Source organism: Paludisphaera mucosa (genome assembly GCF_029589435.1).
Lineage (GTDB): Bacteria > Planctomycetota > Planctomycetia > Isosphaerales > Isosphaeraceae > Paludisphaera > Paludisphaera mucosa.
In genome coordinates this window covers 1-19420 of record NZ_JARRAG010000004.1, presented here as the reverse complement: position 1 = coordinate 19420, position 19420 = coordinate 1, and the positions used below count along the sequence as shown (strand labels likewise).

Genomic DNA, 19420 nt, shown 5'->3' with positions numbered 1-19420 from the left:
CGGGCCGGCCGGGGTCGAGGCTCAAGGCCTCGGGCTCAGCACGATCGACTTCAAGTCTAGAAAGGCCCCGTGGAGCGGTCGCGCCGGCCGGATGGAGAGCGTGTGGAAGCCCGCCGGCAGGTCGACCTCGCCGACGAAGATCGAGCGGTAGTTCGCCCACGACCGCGAGCCCGTCCCGCCGACGAATCCCTCGATCTTCTCGCCCCCCACGTCGATCCGGAACCGGCCGCCCGCCGACTCGTCGGCGCAGGCCCACTGCATCGCTACGGTGAACGACGTCGGCTTCTCCAGCCGGATCGACCAGGCGGCGTAATCGTCGTCGCCGTGCCAGAGGCCGAGGTTCTCGAACTGCGTCTCGAAGGTCAGGGACGAGCCGTGGATCTCGGAGGTCTTGGCCGTCAGGGTGATCGAGCCGTCCGCCTCCTGGGCGACCATCTCGGGTCGGTTGCCTTCAACGTTCTTGGGCCGGCCGGCGATAAAGGCCGCGAGATCGGCCAAGTCCGTCCCCTTCAGGTCGTTCTCGAGCCCCTCGGGCATGAGCGAGCGGCCCGAGGAACGGATCGATTCGAGGTTGGAGCGGAGGACGACGTCGGAGAGCCCGTCCTGCCGCTTCAGCGTGATCGCATCTCCGCTCGCCGAGGAGATCAGGCCGGTCAGGACGCGGCCGTCCCGGAGCGCCGCGGTGACGTTGACGTATCGGGCCTCGACGTCGCGGTTCGGGTCCAGGATCGCGACGGTCAGCGCCGAGAGGCTCTTGTCCGTCAGCGCCGCCAAGTCCGGCCCGACCTCCTGCCCCTTCCCCGCCAGCCTGTGGCAGGCGGCGCAGAGGCGTGCGAACACCTCCCGGCCCCGCGCGGCGTCCCCGGGGCGCGCGAGGGCGGGCATGGCGGAGTCCACCACGTCCTGGCGCGTCCGGGACCTCGCGAGCACGCGTGAAGAACGGTCGCGCACGGAAGGGTCCTCGTGTTCGAGGAGCCGCTGGCGATGCGTCGCGCCGATCTCGGACGCCGCGAGGCCCCCTCGCTCGATCGTCGAGAGGACCACCTCCACCAGGACGGGCCGGCTGAGCAGGAGGTCGAGGCATTCCGAACGGAGGGTCGGGTCGAGCGAATCCCACTCCCTCAAGATCCCCTCGGCCGACTCCGCGTCGGCGAGCCCGGCCAGTCCGCGGACCGCCGCCGACTGGACCGCGCGCGGGTTCCTCGGATCGAGCAGCGCGATCAACGCCGCGCGATCCTCGCCGCGCCGGCCCGCGTCGCGTCCGATCAGCCGCACGGCCGTCGCCCGGCTCGCGGCGGCCGCCTCCGCATCGTCGGCGGTGCGACGCGCGGCGTCGAGGATGGGGAGGAGGCCGCCCCGGCGATCGTCCGGGATCTTCCCGCCGGCGTCGAGGACCTCCGCCAGCGCCGCGAACCGCCACGGCGCGTAGGTTCCGTCGGACTCAGGGCGGGCGATCGCCGCCGTCGCCTCGGCGAGCTCTGCGGGGGGGCCGGAGTTCGCCAGGGTGGCGATCAGCGGCCCGATCATCGAGGATCGGGCCCCGGCGTCCGCCCCAGGCGAGACGAGCGCCGCGAGGATCGGGGCGCTCTTCCCCTTGGCCGAACTGAGGATCGCCGCCGCGACCCAGAGGTCCGCCGGCGTCGCGACCGCCAGCCGGCCGAGCGCCTCGCCGACTCGCGGGTCGTCCCACTCGCCGAGGCTCATCGCGAGCTGGAACCGGATGAGGACGTCGGGGTCGTCCACCAGCGCCAGGACCTTCCGGGCCAATTCCTCGTCCTTGCCCAGCCAGGGTTCGGCGAGTCGCACGGCCTGGCCGCGGACGGCCGGACACGCATCCGCCAGCGCGGCGCGGACGGCCGTCGGCGTCAGGGCTCCCAGGCCGTCAAGCGCCCAGAGGGCCTGGGCCCTGGCCTCGGGACGCGCGCTCGCGGCGGCTATCTTCTCCAGCGCGGGCACGGCCGAGCGGTCGCCGCGGTGGACTAGGACGCGCTGGACGAGGTCGCGCAGGGTTCCGTTGGTCGAGTCGAGGGCCTCGGCGAGCGCCGGGGTCGCCAGCCGATCGAGGTCGGGGACGCGCCGGGGCCGCCTGGCGCCGACGACGACGCGGTAGATGCGGCCCCTGTCCTCGCCGGCCCGCACGTCGAGCTTCGCGAGCCGGTCGGGGCTGATCCATCGCGGGTGCTCGATGACGAACCGGTACATGTCGACGACGTAGAGCGCGCCGTCGGGCCCGGCGCGCGCCTGGACGGGGCGGAACCAGTTGTCGGTCGAAGCGAGGAACTCCGAGGCCTGTTCGTCGTCGGCGCGCCGACCCGCGAACAGGACGCCGTCGGGATCGAGGACCTCGCGATGGACGACGTTGTGCACCGGCTCGCAGACGAACGCATCACCCGCGTACTCGGCGCCGAGCAGGGTGTCGCGGTAGATGCACGGCCCGCACGAGGACGTGGCGTGATCGGCGGTTTGGGGGTCGTTGAAGCGCTCCAGCGTGCGACTGATCGGGAAGAGCCGGTGGCGTTCGTCGTAACGAGGGACGTCGACGAGCGGTGGCGGCGGGGCGACCCAGGGATTGCGACGAGCGGCGTGCTCGGGCATGGGGAACTGGAAAAGCCAGTTGCCGTTGTTGTTGCCGAACTGGGCGCCCCAGTCGTCGTGGACGCGGCCGCTCTGCGACTGCCCTGAGGCCAGCTCCAGCCGGCCGTCGTCGGGCCGGAGTCGGAAGTCGCGGACGCCGAGGTCGACGATCCGCCCGGAGACGTCCCCCTTGATCACGCCGCCGATGATCCCGTTCGCGCCGTAGATCCAGTTGTCCATGTTGTACGACAGGCCGTTGACTCGGCCCTGGTAGTTGCCCGTCTCGAAGCCGGTGAAGAGGACCTTCTTCAGGTCGGCCTTGCCGTCGCCGTCGAGGTCCTCGGCGTAGATCACGTCGGGCGCCGAACAGATCAGGGCGCCATTGCGCCACGCCATGACCCCGGTGGGGAACGGGACGTTTTCGAGGAAGTTCACGGCCGTGTCGTAGCGGTCGTCGCCGTCGGAGTCGCGAAGCCGCTTGATCACGCCGCCCGGCTTGTACTTGCCGTCCATCCCGCTCGGGTAGTCGCGCATCTCGCAGACCCAGAGCGAGCCGTCGGCCGCGAAGTCGATCGCCACGGGGGCCACGACCAGGGGCTCGCAAGCGACGAGCTCCACGCGGAGACCCGGCTTGACGCGGATCGACCGCAACGAGTCCTGGGGCGACATCGGCGGCGGGGCCTCGACGTCCACCTTCCGCCCGGACCGGAACTCCTCGGGGACGAGGCCGAGCGCGGTCGAGACGATCAGGTCTTCGACCCCCGCCTTCAGCCGGGCGGGCCGGCCGTAGTAGGCCATGGCCTCGCCCCCTTCGTATCCCCCTTCCCGGAGCACGCGCTCGGACGGGATGTAGCACGGGACGTCGTTGGAATAGGCCGTGACCCAGACGCGGCTCGCGTCCAGCTCGGTCTTGAGCCGGAGGGCGTAGTCGACGACGACCTCGCCCGCGAGGAAGACCATGACCAGCCGGTCGCCGAACCTCCAGGTCTGGACGGGGTAGTCGAGCGCCTCCTGGAGCGGCTCGCCGCGATCGAGCCGGGCCAGTTGGGTCGAGGCGTTGTAGGCCCCGTGGCCGCCCGCCTTCACGGTCGCTTCGAGCTGCGCGCGGGTGGGCGGCGCGTCGAGGGGAACCTTGACCCGCCGGAACCGGGCCTCGGGCGGCGCGGGCAGGTCGATCCAGGTCCCGGATAGCATGCGTTTGACCTCCTGGGCGATCTCTCGTCCGTGCTTCTCCACAGCCCCGGGCGTTTCGCGAGGCGACGGGTCGGAATCGGCGCCGCAGCCGATGACCGTCAGCGCCATCGCGCCGGGCAGCTCGCGCTCGACCTCCTCCTGGGCGACGCCGGCCCAGTCGCCGTGGATCGTATTGTCGGCCGGAACGACCGTCGTGCAGTGGCACGCGTAGTTGAGCAGGATCGCCAGGATTTTGCCGTCCCTCCCGGTCGCCTTCAAGACCGGAAGGGCGTGGTCGACGGGCCCTCCCCGCGTCCGACGATTGCGCGCGAATCCGGCGCGTCCCTCCGACCAAGCGAGCCGCGCCGGCGCCCGCGCCGCGAGCGCGGCGACGGCGACCTCCTCGATGCGGTCGGTCAGCTCTCCCGTGTAGCGGCGGATCGTCGCCAGCTCGTGGTCGGGGACGGCCCTGGAGAAGATGTTGTCGGCGCAGCCGGAGACGCAAGGGGCGCTATGCGTGTGCGACGACGAGACCACGAAGCGTTCGCGGGGGATGCCCGCATGACGCCTCAGTCTGCCGGCGACCTCCTCGACCACGGCGTCCGGGACGCCCAGGTTGTCGACCGAGACGAGCACCCTCGGCCCTTCCGCGTCCGAGCCGATCGCCAGGGCCTTGGCCCAGATCTTCTGGTCGACCCCGACCGAGCCCGTCGTCCGAGCCCCGTAGCCGCTCAAACGGATCGAGTAGTCGGGGGTGACGTCCGCGCGCGCGGCGCCCACGTCGGTCGTCGGAAGTTCGGCCGCAGCCCCGTCGTCGTCGGCCCCCGCGGCGATCCCGAGAGCGATGAGGACGACGAGCGGCCGCAGCCGCCTACTCCGTGATTCGAGCGTCTTGGGCATCGGGCGATCCTCTCCGGCGTGTGACGGCGGGCGGGGTGGGAGTCGCGGAGGCCGGCTCCGGCGCGGCCTCAGGTGGAACGGTCGCTGTGGCGGCCGGCTCGGGGGGGTGTGGGGAGGAGCGGATCTTCGAGATCGAAGTCGAACCTCCCCCGGTCGGGGTCGCCTCCGCGGAAAGAGGGGACCTCCACAAGTCGCTGTAACGGAGGGGTATGGGTTTTCCGACGAGCGCCGCTTCGGGATCCGGGATCGGGGCGCTGCGGGTCGAGAGCCTGATCGTCTCGCCTTTCGGCCGCGACGACAGACGCGGTCGCCTCATCGTGAGATGACCGCACCTGGTGCGGCGGGTGTCACCCCCGTCAAGCCAGGATCCCTTCGACGACGCTCCCGTGGACGTCGGTCAGGCGGAAGTCGCGGCCGGCGTGGCGATAGGTGAGCCGCGTGTGGTCGAGGCCGAGAAGGTGGAGGATCGTGGCGTGGAGGTCATGGATGTGGACCGGGGATTCCACGGCCTTGTATCCGACGTCGTCGGTCGCGCCGTGGATATGACCACCCTTGACGCCGCCGCCGGCGAGCCAGACCGAGAAGCCCCAGTGATTGTGGTCGCGACCCGTCCCGGCCTTCCCCTTGACCATCTCCACCGTCGGAGTGCGGCCGAATTCGCCGCCGCAGAGGACCAGCGTGTCTTCGAACAGGCCGCGACGCTTGAGGTCGGTCAGCAGGGCCGCGATCCCCTGGTCGCATTCGAGGCCGAGTTTTCGGTGGCCGGCCGGGAGCTTGTCGTGGTTGTCCCAGGGTTGGACGTCGCCGTGGAAGAGCTGGACGAACCGTACGCCGCGTTCGATCAAGCGGCGGGCGATAAGGAGTTGGCGGGCTTGGACGCCGGGGCCGTACATATCGCGGACGTGTCGCGGTTCCTGCTCGACGTCGAAGGCGTCGGTCGCTTCCATCTGCATTCGGTAGGCCAGTTCGAAGCTGGCGATCCGGGCGTCGAGCGCATCATCCTCGGCGCGCGATTCCCGATGACGTCGATTCATTTCGGCCAGGAGATCGAGCTGCCGGCGCTGCTCGCGAGCGGAAAGGCGGGCGTTGCGGATGTCCTCGATCAGGTCCTCGGCCTTCTCCTTGCGACTGTCGACGTACGTCCCCTGATAAACGCCCGGCAGGAAGGCCGACCGCCAGTTCGAGACGTCGGCGACGGGGAGGCCGGGGCACATCGAGACGTACGCCGGCAGGTTCTCATTCTCCGAGCCGAGGCCGTACGTCAACCAGGAACCCATGCTGGGCCGAGGCAGCCGTTCGTCCCCGCAGTTCATCAGCCGCATCGACTGCTCGTGGTTTGGCGTGTCGGCCTGCATCGAGCGGATGACGCAGAGGTCGTCGGCGTGCGCCGCGGTGCGCTCGAAGATCTCGCTGATCGGGAGTCCGCTCTCGCCGTACTTGCGGAACTTGAAGGGCGAGCCCATCGCCGCCCCGGTCCGCTGCTCGGTGGAGAGGTTGCCTTGCGGGAGCGGCCTGCCGTCGTACCTCGTGAGCGTCGGCTTCGGGTCGAAGGTGTCGACTTGGCTCGGGCCGCCGTTCAGGTAGATGTGGATCACCCGCTTCGCCCTGGGGGCGAAGTGGGGGGGCCTGGGGGCGAGCGGCGTACGAGGGGCCTCGGGCGTCGACGCGCGAGCCGCGGTGAGGCCCATCAGCCCGGCCTCGTCCAGCATCGCCGACAGGCCGAGCATGCCGAAGCCGGTCCCGAGTCGCTGGATGGCCTGGCGTCGCGATAGGGGGGGCCGGTAGTCGGCGTTCATGGCGTACGTCCCGCGGGGGTAGAAAGGGCGTTGATAAATCAATCGACGAACATGGCCTCGTTCGAGATCAGGAGCACCTGGGCGAGCTGGGCCAGGGGGGCGAGCCCCGGCTCGCCCGGATCGTCGTCCAGGCTGCGGAGGAAGCGGGCCGCCGACTCGACCTCGTCGCCGCCTGCGGCGCGGGCGAGGATCAGCCGATAGAGGGCCCGGACCGCGTCGCGCGGATCCGCGGCGGCGATTTCGGGTCGGGCGGCGAGGGCCTTCGCCTGTTCGGCGACCAGAGGCGCATTCATGCCGAAGAGGGCCTGCTGGGGGACCGTCGTCATCGGCCGGCGCTCGGCGGAGACGTCGGGGCTGGCGAGGTCGAAAGCGCGGAAGACGGCCGGGAAACTCTGGCGGTCTATCAGACCATAGACCGAGCGGCGGGCGTTCCCGGGGTCGTTCGCGACGTCGACCGGCCGGCCGTACATCGTGGCGTCGAGCCGGCCCGAGACGGCCAGGAGCGTGTCGCGCATGGCCTCGAAGTCGAGCCGACGGCGGTTCGCACGCCACATGAGCCTGTTCTCGGGGTCGACCTTCCGGCATTCGGGGCGATCGGCGCTCGACTGCCGGTAGGTGCTGGAGAGCACGATCAGGCGGTGGAGGGACTTGACGGACCAGCCCCCCTCGACGAATCGCGCGGCGAGGTCGTCGAGGAGTTCGGGGTGGGTCGGGGGTGTGCTGCGCTCGCCGAAGTCGCTGGGGGTGGAGACGAGGGGCTCGCCGAAGTGGTGCATCCAGACGCGATTGACGATCACGCGACCCGTGAGCGGATTCTTCGGGTCGGCGATCGCCTCCGCGAGGTCGAGCCGGCCGCCGCCGCGGGCGAAGGGCTTTGCATCGTCGCCGGAGAGGATGTGCAAGAACCGCCGAGGCACCGCGTCGCCCGGCTGGGCGGGGTTGCCCCGGACGAAGACCCTCGGCGCGTAGGGTTGTTCGGCGTCGACCAGGACCATCGCCCGCGGCGCGGGGTCCGACGCCTTCACGGTCATCCGATCCAGCTCGACGATCTTGGGGCCGTAAGCGTCGATGTCGACGCGCGACATGAACGCCACCGTCTGGCCGCGCGTGATGTGGGACGGGCTCTCCGAGCCGCGGATGACGTCGAGGATCTGCCGCCGAGCCGCGTCGTCGGCCAGGCCGTCAGGCGCCGACCTGGATTCCTCGTAGGTCCGGCGGAAGAGGTCGGCGTAGGCGCGGGCCACGTCGGACCGGCATCGAAGCAGGCCGGCCTTCAGGGCCGAGGATACGAGCGGATTGAGGGCGTCGAGCCCGGTCCCCGCGGGTCGTTCGGCCCAACTCGCGAGGATCGCGGCCGATCGGTCGGCGACCGCCTCGTCGTCGAGCTTCATCAGTTGCGACAGCGGACCGAAGACGGGATCGGCCGGGTCGGCGCGACGCTTGAGGAGGCGTCGCCAACGGGCGACGAGCGGCGGGCGGAGCTGTTCGCGGTCGAGGGACATGAAGAAGACGGCCGTCTCCAGCGGGTCGGGGGGCGTGGTCGCGGCCTGGATCAGATAGTCGCCGGACCGCCTGGCGGCCTCCTCGGAGAGCATCACGTACTGATCGTCGAGGAACCTCCGGATCTCGGAGCGCTTGACGTTCGCCGAGTCCTCGAACGCCTTGCGGTCGGGCGTCCGCTCGGGGTCGTCGATCGCGGGAAGCTCGAGCGGGGCCTCGGCACCGGCGAAGACGCCGTAGAGCGAATAGTAATCGGCGGTGGGGATCGGGTCGTACTTGTGGTCGTGGCAGCGGGCGCAGGCGACCGTCAGGCCGAGCAGGCCGCGGCTCACGACGTCGATTTTGTCGTCGATCTGGTCGTGGACGTTGTTGTCGAAGGCCCGGCCCAGCGTCAGGAAGCCCATCGCCGCGAGCCGCCAGGGCTCGTCCTTGGGCGCGACCGCGTCGGCCGCGAGCTGTTCGCGGATCATCCGATCGAAAGGCGCGTCCTCGTTGAACGACCGCACGACATAGTCGCGATAGGTGTAGGCGTAGGGCCGGATCCGGTCGTCGCCGTACATGAGCACGCCGTCCTTCGAGTCGGCGTAGCGGGCGACGTCCAGCCAGTGCCGCCCCCAGCGCTCGCCGTAGCGGGGCGAGGCCAGCAGCCGGTCGACGACCTTCGCGAAGGCGTCGTCCGATCGGTCGGCCTCGAACGCGGCGATCTCCTCGGCGGTCGGCGGCAGGCCGATCAGGTCGTAATAGGCCCGTCGCAGGAGCGTGCGGCGGTCGGCCGGCGGCGACGGGGAGAGGCCGGCGGCCTCCAGCTTCGCCAATACGAACGGGTCGACGGGGGTCGAGGGCCACGCTTCATCCTCGACCGGCGGGGGTTCTCGGCGGCTGAAGGGTTGGTACGCCCAGTGGCCTCGAGCCCTGGCGAAATCGATCCCCGGGGCCCTGGCGGCCGGCGACGCGGCCGACTTCGGGAAGGTCGGGCCCTCGGCCACCCATCGTCGGAGGACGGCGATCTCCTCCTCCGACAGCTTCTGCTTCGGCGGCATCTTCACCGAGTCGTCCTGATATCCGATCGCCTGGACGAGGAGACTTTCTTCGGGCCGCCCCGGCTGGACGGCCGGCCCGAGGTCTCCCCCTTTGAAAAGCCCTTCGAGCGAGTCGAGCGCGAGGTTGCCCTTGATCCTCCCCGCCTTCGCCGAGTGGCAGCCGAAGCAGCGGTCCGCCAGGATCGGCCGGACCTTCGCCTCGAAGAAGGCTTCCCGCTCCGCGCCGTCGCCCGCGTGGACGGCCGCGCCGAGGAGGGCCAGAAAGGCGATGACGAAGGACGCCTGCAAGGACGATCCGCCGAGGGCGAACAGGACGTTCATCGACGACGCGGCCCGTTCAGCGTCCGCGAACGACGATCGTTCGGAAGTCATGAGCGTATCGTTTCCCTGTCGATTAGGGGGCCGAAAGGGCCTGCGTCGCATGTGGTGATTCTGAAGCCCGATCGGCCTTCGCGCCCCCCGACCCGAGCGCCCAGGCCGGCGGCCGAAAGGACGCACCGCGACGTCGGCGGGCGGGGACGGATGGCCGCCCGACCCGTCGACGTCGTCGGGTGAGTCCCGCGGGCCGTCACTTCAGAGTCGATTTGAGGTCGAACACGAGGTCGACGTCGCCTCCCACGGAGACCTGGTGGGAGAGCGGGGTGCGGTCGATTTCGCTGTAGATCCAGGGCTGATCGATCGCGGCCGTTTTCCTGGGACCCTTCTTTTTGTTGGCGGCGTCGATCGCCAGGCTCATCATGAACGGGTCGAGATCGGGGGGCGCCGGCTTTCCCGGGAGGGCCGCCTTCGGCTGATGGACCGTGATCTTGTAGGTCCCCGGCGCGAGCCCGGAGCGGTTGCGATACTTCGCCGAGAAGGTCCCGTCGGCGCCGGTCACGTCGCCCCCGTCGGTCGGCGGGTTGTTACCCTGAGAGGCGTTGAACGTGATCGACGCCCCTTCCAGCGGCTTCCCGTCGAGCGTCAACTTGCCCTCGACGGGGACGAGCGAGTAGGAGTCCTCCTCGCCCCCGCCTCCGGAGCAGCCGGCGACGATCGCGAGCCCCAGGACGACGACGGCCTTGTAAAATCTCACGTCTGAATGCTCCGTGGATATCGTCAAGGTTGTTTCCTGCGTCCGTCTTGCCCATGGGCCGGGTTCGTCCCGGGTCCGGGCTCCGTCAGAATGCGTCGGCGCTGACGATCTCGCCGCCCTGGATGGTCGTGAGGGAGTAGAAGGTGTCGTAGTTGATCGTGTTCTTGATGAAGCGCACGCTGCCGTCGCCCATCCCCACGTTGACGCCCCCGGGATGGCGGCTGGCGTAGACCCATGCGTAGGTCAGGTTCCGCGGGTTGCAGGCCGCGCGGTTCCCCGGGCAATCGTTGTCGCCCCAGGGTGCATTGGGATAATAAAACTGCCACATCCACTGCCCTCTGCGCGCGACGCGGGCGAACGTCGAGGTGTGGGTGCCGGATCCCCAGTATGGTCCGAACCAGTCCTGGGCGTGCCGTTGATGCATCTCGCCGGTCAGGATGGTATTGGAGCTGCCGTCCTGGAGCTTGGCGATGGACGACGCCTTCTCGGCGTAGAAGGCCCCCAGCCAGGAAGTGTTGGGCGGACCGCACTCGTAGTCGGTGTACCCGGCGGAACTCAGGCCGTAGTTGCTCCTCCGCGCGTTCATGCGGGAGTAGATCGCCGCGGGGTTGGAAGGCTCGTATGTGACGACCTCCGGGTCTTCGTCGGACGGACACGTGTAGCCGGCGACCATCGTACCGACGACGGTCGAGTTCGCGGCCGCATCTCCGAGCAGGTTTACGTTGACGCCGGCGTACCCCCCCCATGCGGAGTCGCTCGAGGCCTGGCTGAAATTGTAGGCGTTCATGAGCGGGGTCTGCTCCAGATTCCCCAGGATCATCACGAACGCCGTGGTGTTGAGGACGAGCCCCTGTCCGCCGTTGGACTGGTCGGCGCAGCTCCCGGAGTAGATCTTGGGCGGCGGGAACGAGTCGTTCGCGCTGTGGTAATTGTGCATGGCCAGCCCGATCTGCTTGAGGTTGTTCACGCACTGGGCGCGACGGGCGGCCTCTCGGGCCGACTGCACCGCGGGCAGCAGCAGGGCGATCAGGACCGCGATGATGGCGATTACGACCAGCAGCTCGATCAACGTGAAGCCGGACTTCGGTTTCATGGGGCACCTCGAATCGACGAGACGACGTTTCGGAAATGAGGATCGAGAGGTTCGTGCGATCCAGGGCGATTTCGCCTTCGACCTGGATTTCGTGCTGGATCTCGCCGTGGACGTCGGAGGGGCGACGGCCGGCGTTGTCGTGTCGCAAGGGGAGGCGAACGTGATCGACTTCCGGCGGGCGATGATGGGCGCACCCATCGCCGACGCCGGACGGGACCGACGGCGACGGCCGTTCGATCTCGGGGCGGAGTTCCGTCGCGATCGAGGTCAGTGGTTCCCTTGGCGAGATGGGTTCCATCGAACGTCGAGGCGTGCTTTTCCGGGTGGGCCTCTTTGTGTCTTGAACGAGGTCGATGGTTCGTTTACATGTATCTAATTGCAGTTCGCCCCGACCCCAAGACATGAATCGATGGAAAATTTGGCGAGGCCTCTGGCGAGCCCCCTCCCTCACCGGCCGCTCGCGTCGCAACCAGGCGAACCACGCATCCCGGCGCCGCACCGCCGGGCCGATCGCTGTGAGGACTTCCATGACCAGGACCGGCGAGAATTCGAGCGAGACGAATCGGCTGCTGGGGTTGTGTAGGGAAGGGGATGCTTCCAGCCTGGGGAAGTTGCTCTCGAGGCATCGGGGGCCGCTGCGCCACCTCATCGCCCATCGGCTCGACGCCAGGCTGCGAGGCCGCATCGATCCCTCGGACGTCGTTCAGGAGGCCCACGTCGCCGCGTCGGGGAGCCTCGAGGCTTATCTCCGCGAGCCGCGGAGCCCGCTGGTCTACTGGCTGCTCGGGATCGCCTCTCACAAGATCCTCGAGCTTCGACGGTTCCACCTCGGGACCTCGGCCCGCGACCCGAGGCGGGAGGTGCCCATCCATCGGCCCGAAGCTGCGGTCGTCCCCGGCCTCGGCACGCCGAGCGAAGCGGCCATGCGGGTCGAGGAAGGGGAAGCCTTGCATGGGGCGCTCGATCGCCTCGAACCGTCCGAACGCGAAATCCTGCTCCTTCGCCATTTCGGCCACATGACCAACGCCCAGGTGGCCGAGATCCTCGGGATCTCTTCCGCTGCGGCCGGCAAGCGATACCTACGCGCCCTGGGCCGCTTGCGGGACCTGCTGGGGCCCCGGAGTTGAGCGCGGCTCCTCGCGACGACGGAGATGCGGGGTCGGAGGCCGATCCGCTGATCGAGCTCGCGGGGGAGTTCGCAGAGCGGCATCGCCGGGGCGAGCAACCATCCCTCTCTGAATTTGCGGAGCGATTCCCCCACGAGGCCGAGCGGATCCACCAGCTGTTCCCGGCGATGATCCTGCTGGAGCGCCATCTCGACGGCGGCCCTCGCCTGGTGCCTCCGCCTCCTCCCGGTCGGCTGGGAGAGTACAGGATCGTCCGCGAGATCGGCCAGGGGGGCATGGGCGTCGTATACGAGGCGGTGCAGGAATCGCTCGGCCGCCACGTCGCGCTGAAGGTCCTGCCGATGCGACTGACTCTCGACGCGCGGGCGCTCGAGCGATTCCGCCGCGAGGCCCGCATCGCCGCGCAGCTCCATCACACCAACATCGTCCCGGTGTTCGGCGTCGGCGAGTCGGACGGCATCCACTATTTCGCCATGCAGTTCATCCAGGGACGCAACCTGGCGTCGCTGCTCGAGGCCCTCCGGGCCGGCGAGGCCTCCCCGCACGCCTTGCTGCCGGATTCCGGCGACGGGCCCGAGGTCGACGCCGCGGCCGGAAGGAAGCCGTGCTACTACCACGACGTCGCTCGGATCGGGGTCCAGGTCGCGGACGCGCTCGCCTACGCCCACCAGCAGGGCGTGCTCCACCGCGACGTCAAGCCCGCCAATTTGCTGCTCGACGCCCAGGGGACGGCATGGGTGACGGACTTCGGCCTGGCCAAGCTCGTGGACGCCGCCGACTTGACCATGTCGGGGGACCTCGTCGGGACGGTCCGATACCTCGCCCCCGAGCGACTCAACGGGAGCACCGAGCCCGGCAGCGACGTCTACGGCCTGGGACTGACCCTGTACGAATTGCTCACCCTGCGGCCGGCTTTTCCCGGGGGGCCTCGCGGTCGGCTCGTCCGGCGTATCCTCGACGAAGAGCCGCCGCGGCCGAGGAAGCTGATCCCGACCATCCCCCGCGACCTCGAGACGATCATCCTGAAGGCGATCGCCAAGGACCCGCGTCGCCGCTACAGGTCGGCCTCGGAGCTCCGCGACGACCTGGGCCGATTCCTCGGGGACCGGCCGATCGCGGCCCGTCGGGCCACGCCGCCCGAACGGGCCTGGCGATCCTGCCGACGGAACCCCGCGCTATCGACGGCCGTCGCCTCCGCCCTCGCCTTGCTGCTGCTCGTCGCCGTGGGCGCGGTCCTCTCGGCCGGGCGGCTGAACGACCAGCTGGAGCGGACCGGCATGGCCCGGCAGGCCGAGCGCGACGCCAAGCGCGACGCGCTGGAGAAACTCGTCCAGTCGCAGCTCGCACGGGCCCAGGCGGGACGCTACGGCCGAAGGCCCGGGCAGCGGCTCGGAGGCCTGGAAGCCATCGCCGAAGCGACCCGGATCGCCAAGGCGATGGATATGCCCGCCGAGACCCTCGAGGCCCTCCGCGACGAGGCCGTCGCCTGCATGGCGTTGCCCGACCTCCGGCCGGGTCGACGCTCCATCCCATGGCCCGACGGGACCCGCACGATCGAATTCCCCTCCTCGTACGATCGCTACGCCCGACTCGACGAGGCGGGCGGCGCCAGCGTCCGTCGGATGGAGGACGACGCCGAAATCCTGAAGATCCCCCCCCTGGGACGGGAGCTGGTGGACTTCCAGTTCAGCCCGGACGGCCGATTCCTCGCCATCGGGTCGGCGGGCGAGGGGCTGAGGATCTGGGGCGTCGATGCGGCGCGACCGCTCTTCCCCGGGCCGCTCGCCGGCGCGACCCTCGCCTTCTCCGAGGACGGCGGGCGCTTCGCCTTCGTCTCCGCGGACGGCTCGATCAGGATCCACGACCTGCCGTCCGGAAGCGAGGCGCGACGCCTCCCATCGCCGGCGAGGCCCCCGCGCCTCATCGCATTCCACCCGGACGGCCGACGGCTCGCGACGGCGGCCGACGTCGGCGAATCCGGCCTGGTCGTCGTCTGGGATTCCGAGACCGGATCTCGGATCTCTTCATTCGAAACCGACGCCGGCTGGGCGATCCGCAGGATCGCCTGGGACCCCGGAGGCCGACTCCTGGCGATCGGTTTCGGACTGCCCCGGAACGTCGCGCAGGTCTGGGACGTCGCCTCCGGCCGGCCGATCGCCACCATGGAGGGGCATACGCAAGACGTCGAACGCGTCGTGTTCCACCCCGAGGGTCACCTCCTGCTGACCCTCTCCTGGGACGGGACGGGGCGGATCTGGGAGGTCAGGACCGGGCGACCGCTGCTCTTCTGGCCAAGCACGATCTTCGGGGCCCGCTTCAGCCGCGACGGGACCCTCTGCGGGTGCACCGTGATCGACGGCGAGGCTCGGCTGATCGAAGCCTCCGACGCGCGGGATTACCGGACGCCGATCTGCGACGTCCCGAAGGGTCCGGCCGAAGGAGACATCGACGAGGACGGGCTCCTCGTCGTCGGGACCGTCGACGGCGTCCGCGCCTGGGACCTGGACTCGGGCCGCGTGGAGGCCTCATTCGCGATCGGCGACACGGTGTCGGCCCGATTCATCCGAGGGCGCTCGGGCCTTGAACTGCTCACGTGCGGCGCCGGCGGGATTCGCCGATGGCCGATCGTCGAGGGCGAGGCGGGCGGCGAACGTCTGAGGCTCGGAGAGCCCAGGACGATCGACCTTCCATTCGTCCCGAGCACCATGAACGTCGCCAAGAACGCGAACCAGATCGTCGTCGCGTGCGAGGCCTCGGGAGAGGCCCTGGTCATCGACCTGGACGACGAGTCGCGGCGACGCGTCCTGGGCCCCCATCCGGCGCTGACCCGGGCGGCCCTGAGCCCCGACGGCCGCTGGGCGACGACGAGCGGCTGGCATACCCCGTTCGCCAGGGTGTGGGACGTCCGGTCGGGCGCCTGCGTCAAGCAATTCCCCCTCGGCCGCATGAATCACGCGGCGTACTCGATGGACGGTCGCACGCTGGTCGTGAGCAACGCCTACGAGTTCAACCTCATCGACTCGGTCTCCTTCGAGGTCGTCCGGCGGATCGGCCGCGACATCGTCTCCTTTCCGAGCGACGTGGCGTTCTCTCCGGACCTCAGGACCGCTGCCCTGGAGTCGTCGCCGGGCGTCATTCACCTGATCGACGGCACGACGGGTCGGACCGTGATGCGGCTCGAGGCGCCTCATTCGGACCGGACGCGATGGCTGGGATTCACGACCGACGGCGCGAGGCTCGTCGCGATCTCAGGCCTGTCCAGGACGGTGAACTATTGGGACCTGCGGCGTATCCGCCGGCGACTCAAGTCGATGGGCCTGAGCTCGGAGGTCGTCGCTTCCCCCGAAGATGCAACCACCGATCGGCGATGAGCCGTCGCGGCCTGGTATCAGCTCTCAGCTCCGCACGAAGCGGCAAGCGGCCGAGCCGGCCATGCTGGGCGTCAGAATTTTCAGCCTATGGGTCGCCGCCTCACATAGGCCCCGAGCTTTTAAGTGCCCACCCCGCCGCTGCGTCCTATAATGGCGGTTATTTTCAAAAGCTGACCGTCGGATTATCGGTAGGATACAGGGGGGTTATCCTGCACAAAACTTAGTCAGGATGCCTGATGAGTGAATTCCGCGCCCGAATACTGCTGGGTCGGGCTGGCACAGCTAGGATGTAGGCCGCCGGGAAGGCCGCATGATGCCGCATCGCTCCTCCGCCGGCGGGTGGTACCGCGCGGGCGGTTCGCTCGTTCCCCGGAGGGGGGCATGAGGTCGATTCTCTCGCTCACTTTCGATCGGAGGCCGCATGTCGCGACGCGCAGAAGCTCCCGACTACCTCATCCGTGGCATGACCCTGTTGGCCCTGTTGACCTCGACCCCGGTGGACTCCGTCCAGGCCTGCTCCCAGGCCTCCTCCGCTGCCCCTACGGTTCCGGCGGCGTCGAGCCTGCCAAAGGCGCTCACCGAGGCGGACGATAAGCGGGTGAGGGAGTTGGAGGCGAAAGTCGACGCCTTGTGGCGGGCCGGCAGATTTGCGGAGGCGGTCGAGCCGGAGCGCCAAGCGGCGTCGATCTGTGAGGAGATGCTGGGAGTCGGCCATTGGCAGGCGGAACATCATCGGCGTCGAGTGGAGACCATCAGGACGATCATCGGGCTGTCCCCCGAAGGCCGAGCGGCCATGGCCGACGTCCCGGCCGCCGATGAGGCGGCCGGTGCAGCCTACGAGGAGGCGCGATATGAAGAGGCCCTGGACGGCTTCCGCAGCGTCCTGGAGGCCTGCAGGCGGTGGCTGGGCGAGCGACACCCCGACACCGCCACGAGCTACAACAACATCGCCGCCGTGTTGCTCGCCCGTGGCGATCCGCAGGGTTCCGACGCGACGCACCGCAAGGGCCTGTCCATCCGACTCGCGGCCCTGGGCGAGCGCCATCCCGACGTCGCCGAGAGCTACAATAACCTCGCAGAGGTGCTGCGCGTCCGCGGGGACCTGGACGGCGCCGAGGCGATGCACCGCAAGGCCCTGGACATCCGACTCGCGGCCCTCGGCGAGCGCCACCCCGACACCTCCATAACCTACAGCAACCTCGCCGCTCTGCTGCACGAGCGGGGGGACCTGGCCGGCGCCGAGACGATCGGCCGGAAGGTCCTGGAGGTCCGGCGCGCGGCCCTGGGCGAGAACCACCCCGACACGGCCACGAGCTACAACATCCTCGGCAGGCTGCTACGAGTGCGTGGGGATCTGGCGGGCGCCGAGGCGATGATACGCAAGGCCCTGGCCATCCAGCTCGCGGCCCTCGGCGAGCGCCACGTCGACACCGCCATATTCTACGACAACCTTTCCGTGGTGTTGCAGGCCCGTGGCGATCTGGTCGTTGCCGAGGCGATGAGCCGCCGTGGACTCGCCATCTGGCTCGCGACCGTGGGAGAGAGCCACTCCGACACCGCCGCCAGTTACAACATACTCGGCTGCGCGCTCGCGGCAGGCGGAAACCTGGCCGGCGCCGAGGAGACCATCCGCAAGGGCCTGGCCATACGCCTCGCCGCCCTGGGCGAACGCCACCCTGACATCGCGCTCAGCGACTCCGACCTCGCCTGGGTGCTGCACGAGCGCGGCGACTCGGCCGGCGCCGAGGCGATGTACCGCAAGGCACTGGCCATCCGCCTCGCCGCCCTGGGCGAGCGCCATCCCCTCACCACCCAGACCTACACCGCCCTCGCCTGGGTGCTGCACGAGCGCGGCGACTCGGCCGGCGCCGAGGAGATGATCCGTAAGGCCGTGGCCATCCGCGTCGCGGTCCTAGGGGAGAGCCACCCCTACGCGGCGTCGAGTTATCGCACACTCGGGGCGATCCTCGCCGACCTCGACCGCCCCGAAGAGGCGATCCGGGCCTTGGAGGCGGCCGAGGCAGGCCGGACCCGACGTCCAAGCCACCGCGGACTTGAGGACGCTACGACGAACCACCTCAACGCCCCCGCCCCTCTCCTCTGTTCGCTGCTGGCCTCTGCCGGCCGGCCGGCCGAAGCCTGGGACCGCTGGGAGCGCGGGCTGGGCCGGGCCCTACTCGACGAGGTAGCGGGCCGCGCCGCCCGACCGTTGACCCCCGAAGAGCGGCGGGAGGAGGCTGAATTGCTCGCTCGGGCCCAGTCCGTCGATGACCGGATCGGCCGCCTGCTGGCCCGCTCCCTGCCACCGGAAGAGGTCGAGCGGACGCTGGAGGCGCTTCGCCGTGAGGGCAGCGATGTCCGACGTCGGTCGCTGGAGATGCAGACGCGGTTCGAGGCGAAGTATGGGCCGCTCGCCGGCCGGCCGGCGTCGCTCGAGGTCGTACGTGCCATGCTCAACGGATCGACGGCCCTGGTCGGTTGGGTCGACGTCGGCCGACGGCACTGGGCCTGCGTGGTGCGACAAGCGGGCGAACCTGCCTGGGTGCCGATCCCCGGCGGCGGCCAGGGCGGGGCGTGGACCGACGAGGACGATGGGCTCGCTGGCCGGCTCCGCGAGGCGCTGGCGTCGCCAGCCTCCGATGAGGCCTGGCGTCCGCTGGCCGAGGCGGTGGCGCGTCAGCGACTGGCCCCAATCGAACCTCACCTCCGGGGGGTGCTGCGTGTGATCGTCCTCACGTCGCCGGGGCTGGCTGGAGTGCCGGTCGAGTCGCTCTTCGCGGCCCGGAACCGCGACGCGACATCGGCACCGTCGGTCGGCTACGCCCCCTCCGCCTCGATGCTCGCCCACCTGGCCGCGAAGGCCCGGCCTCCGGGCCGGCCCGCAACACTGCTGGCGCTGGGCGATCCGGCATACCCCGAGGTAAATTCCCACATCGCGAAGGCCGCGGCGTCGCCTGCCCACGGGTTGGCGGTGGTGGCGGTCACGCCCGATGCCAATGCGGACCTCCACGGCCTCCGCGCCGGCGACGTGATCCTCGAGTATAACGGGACGCCCCTGAATTCGCCGGCCGATATCAAGCTGGTCGATCCCGATGGCGGCCCGGGGCGGCCGATGGCGCGGGTTTGGAGGGACGGCGACGTGCGCTCCATCGAGCTCTCCGCCGGGCCTCTCGGGGTGCAGCTCGACGACAGGCCTGCCGCTCAGGCCGTGGCGGCTCGGAGGGCGGCCGCCGAGGTGCTCCGGACGCGGGGCGAACCCCAGGTCCGCCTGCCGGGCACTCGCCGCGAGGTCGCCGCGATCGCTGCGCTGTTCCCCGAGGCCACCACCATCCTGGGCGACCAGGCCCGCGAGTCGACCGTGCAGGCGATGGCCCGCTCCGGCCGGCTGAAGGCTTTCCGATTCCTCCACCTGGCCGCCCACGGTCGCACCGATCCCCGCTCGGCCTTCCGCACCGCCCTGATCCTTGCCCCCGACCCCGACCGCCCTGATGATCCCGAGGCCTTCGAGTCCGACGGAGAGATCACCGCCGAGCAGATCGCGCGGACCTGGGAACTCGACGCCGACCTCGTGGTCCTCTCGGCCTGCGAGAGCGGGCTCGGCAAGGCGGCGGGCGGGGAGGGGTTGCTCGGCTTCGCCCAGCCGCTCCTGGTCAGAGGGGCGCGGAGTCTGGTCCTGAGCCTCTGGAAGGTCGACGACGACGCCACCGCCCTGCTGATGACCCGGTTCTACCGCAACCTCCTCGGCGGCCGCGACGCTCCGACGGCGCCGATGCC

At 70.0% G+C, this 19420-nt stretch carries 8 protein-coding genes and 1 pseudogene; 4 read left to right on the top strand and 5 right to left on the bottom strand.

Translation table 11 applies throughout. The features are described 5' to 3' along the window. Positions 1–21: 21 nt before the first annotated feature. The 5 genes from PZE19_RS31025 to PZE19_RS31005 form a co-directional block, all read right to left on the bottom strand. A complete protein-coding gene (locus PZE19_RS31025) occupies positions 22–4647 on the bottom strand; it encodes a neutral/alkaline non-lysosomal ceramidase N-terminal domain-containing protein (RefSeq protein WP_277864550.1) in 4626 nt (1541 codons plus the stop codon). A gap of 356 nt (positions 4648–5003) precedes the next feature. Then, positions 5004–6443 (bottom strand): DUF1501 domain-containing protein, encoded by a 1440-nt coding sequence (locus tag PZE19_RS31020; RefSeq protein WP_277864549.1) that lies wholly within the window; start codon positions 6441–6443, stop codon positions 5004–5006. Positions 6444–6481: 38 nt separating this feature from the next. Further along, positions 6482–9355, bottom strand: coding sequence for a PSD1 and planctomycete cytochrome C domain-containing protein (locus tag PZE19_RS31015; RefSeq protein WP_277864548.1), 2874 nt, complete (start codon positions 9353–9355; stop codon positions 6482–6484). Between the two features lie 196 nt (positions 9356–9551). Beyond that, positions 9552–10055, bottom strand: coding sequence for an Ig-like domain-containing protein (locus PZE19_RS31010; RefSeq protein WP_277864547.1), 504 nt, complete (start codon positions 10053–10055; stop codon positions 9552–9554). Positions 10056–10140: 85 nt separating this feature from the next. Continuing rightward, entirely contained in the window at positions 10141–11148 is a 1008-nt protein-coding gene (locus PZE19_RS31005; RefSeq protein ID WP_277864546.1) for a DUF1559 domain-containing protein, read from the bottom strand. Between the two features lie 527 nt (positions 11149–11675). Between PZE19_RS31005 and PZE19_RS31000 the strand changes: the two genes are divergently transcribed. From PZE19_RS31000 to PZE19_RS30990, 4 genes and pseudogenes are all read left to right on the top strand, one after another. Then, on the top strand, positions 11676–12275 hold the full coding sequence (locus PZE19_RS31000; RefSeq protein WP_277864545.1) for a sigma-70 family RNA polymerase sigma factor: 600 nt from the start codon (positions 11676–11678) through the stop codon (positions 12273–12275). Continuing rightward, complete coding sequence (locus PZE19_RS30995) at positions 12272–15646, top strand: WD40 repeat domain-containing serine/threonine-protein kinase (RefSeq protein ID WP_277864544.1); 3375 nt, start codon at positions 12272–12274, stop codon at positions 15644–15646. The genes PZE19_RS31000 and PZE19_RS30995 overlap by 4 nt, the downstream gene beginning before the upstream one ends. Before the next feature lie 421 nt (positions 15647–16067). After that, a pseudogene (locus tag PZE19_RS33310) lies at positions 16068–16349 on the top strand (hypothetical protein); the annotation flags it as partial. 90 nt (positions 16350–16439) lie between these two features. Beyond that, positions 16440–19420 (top strand): tetratricopeptide repeat protein (locus PZE19_RS30990; protein ID WP_277864543.1); only part of this gene is annotated, 2981 nt, incomplete at its 3' end.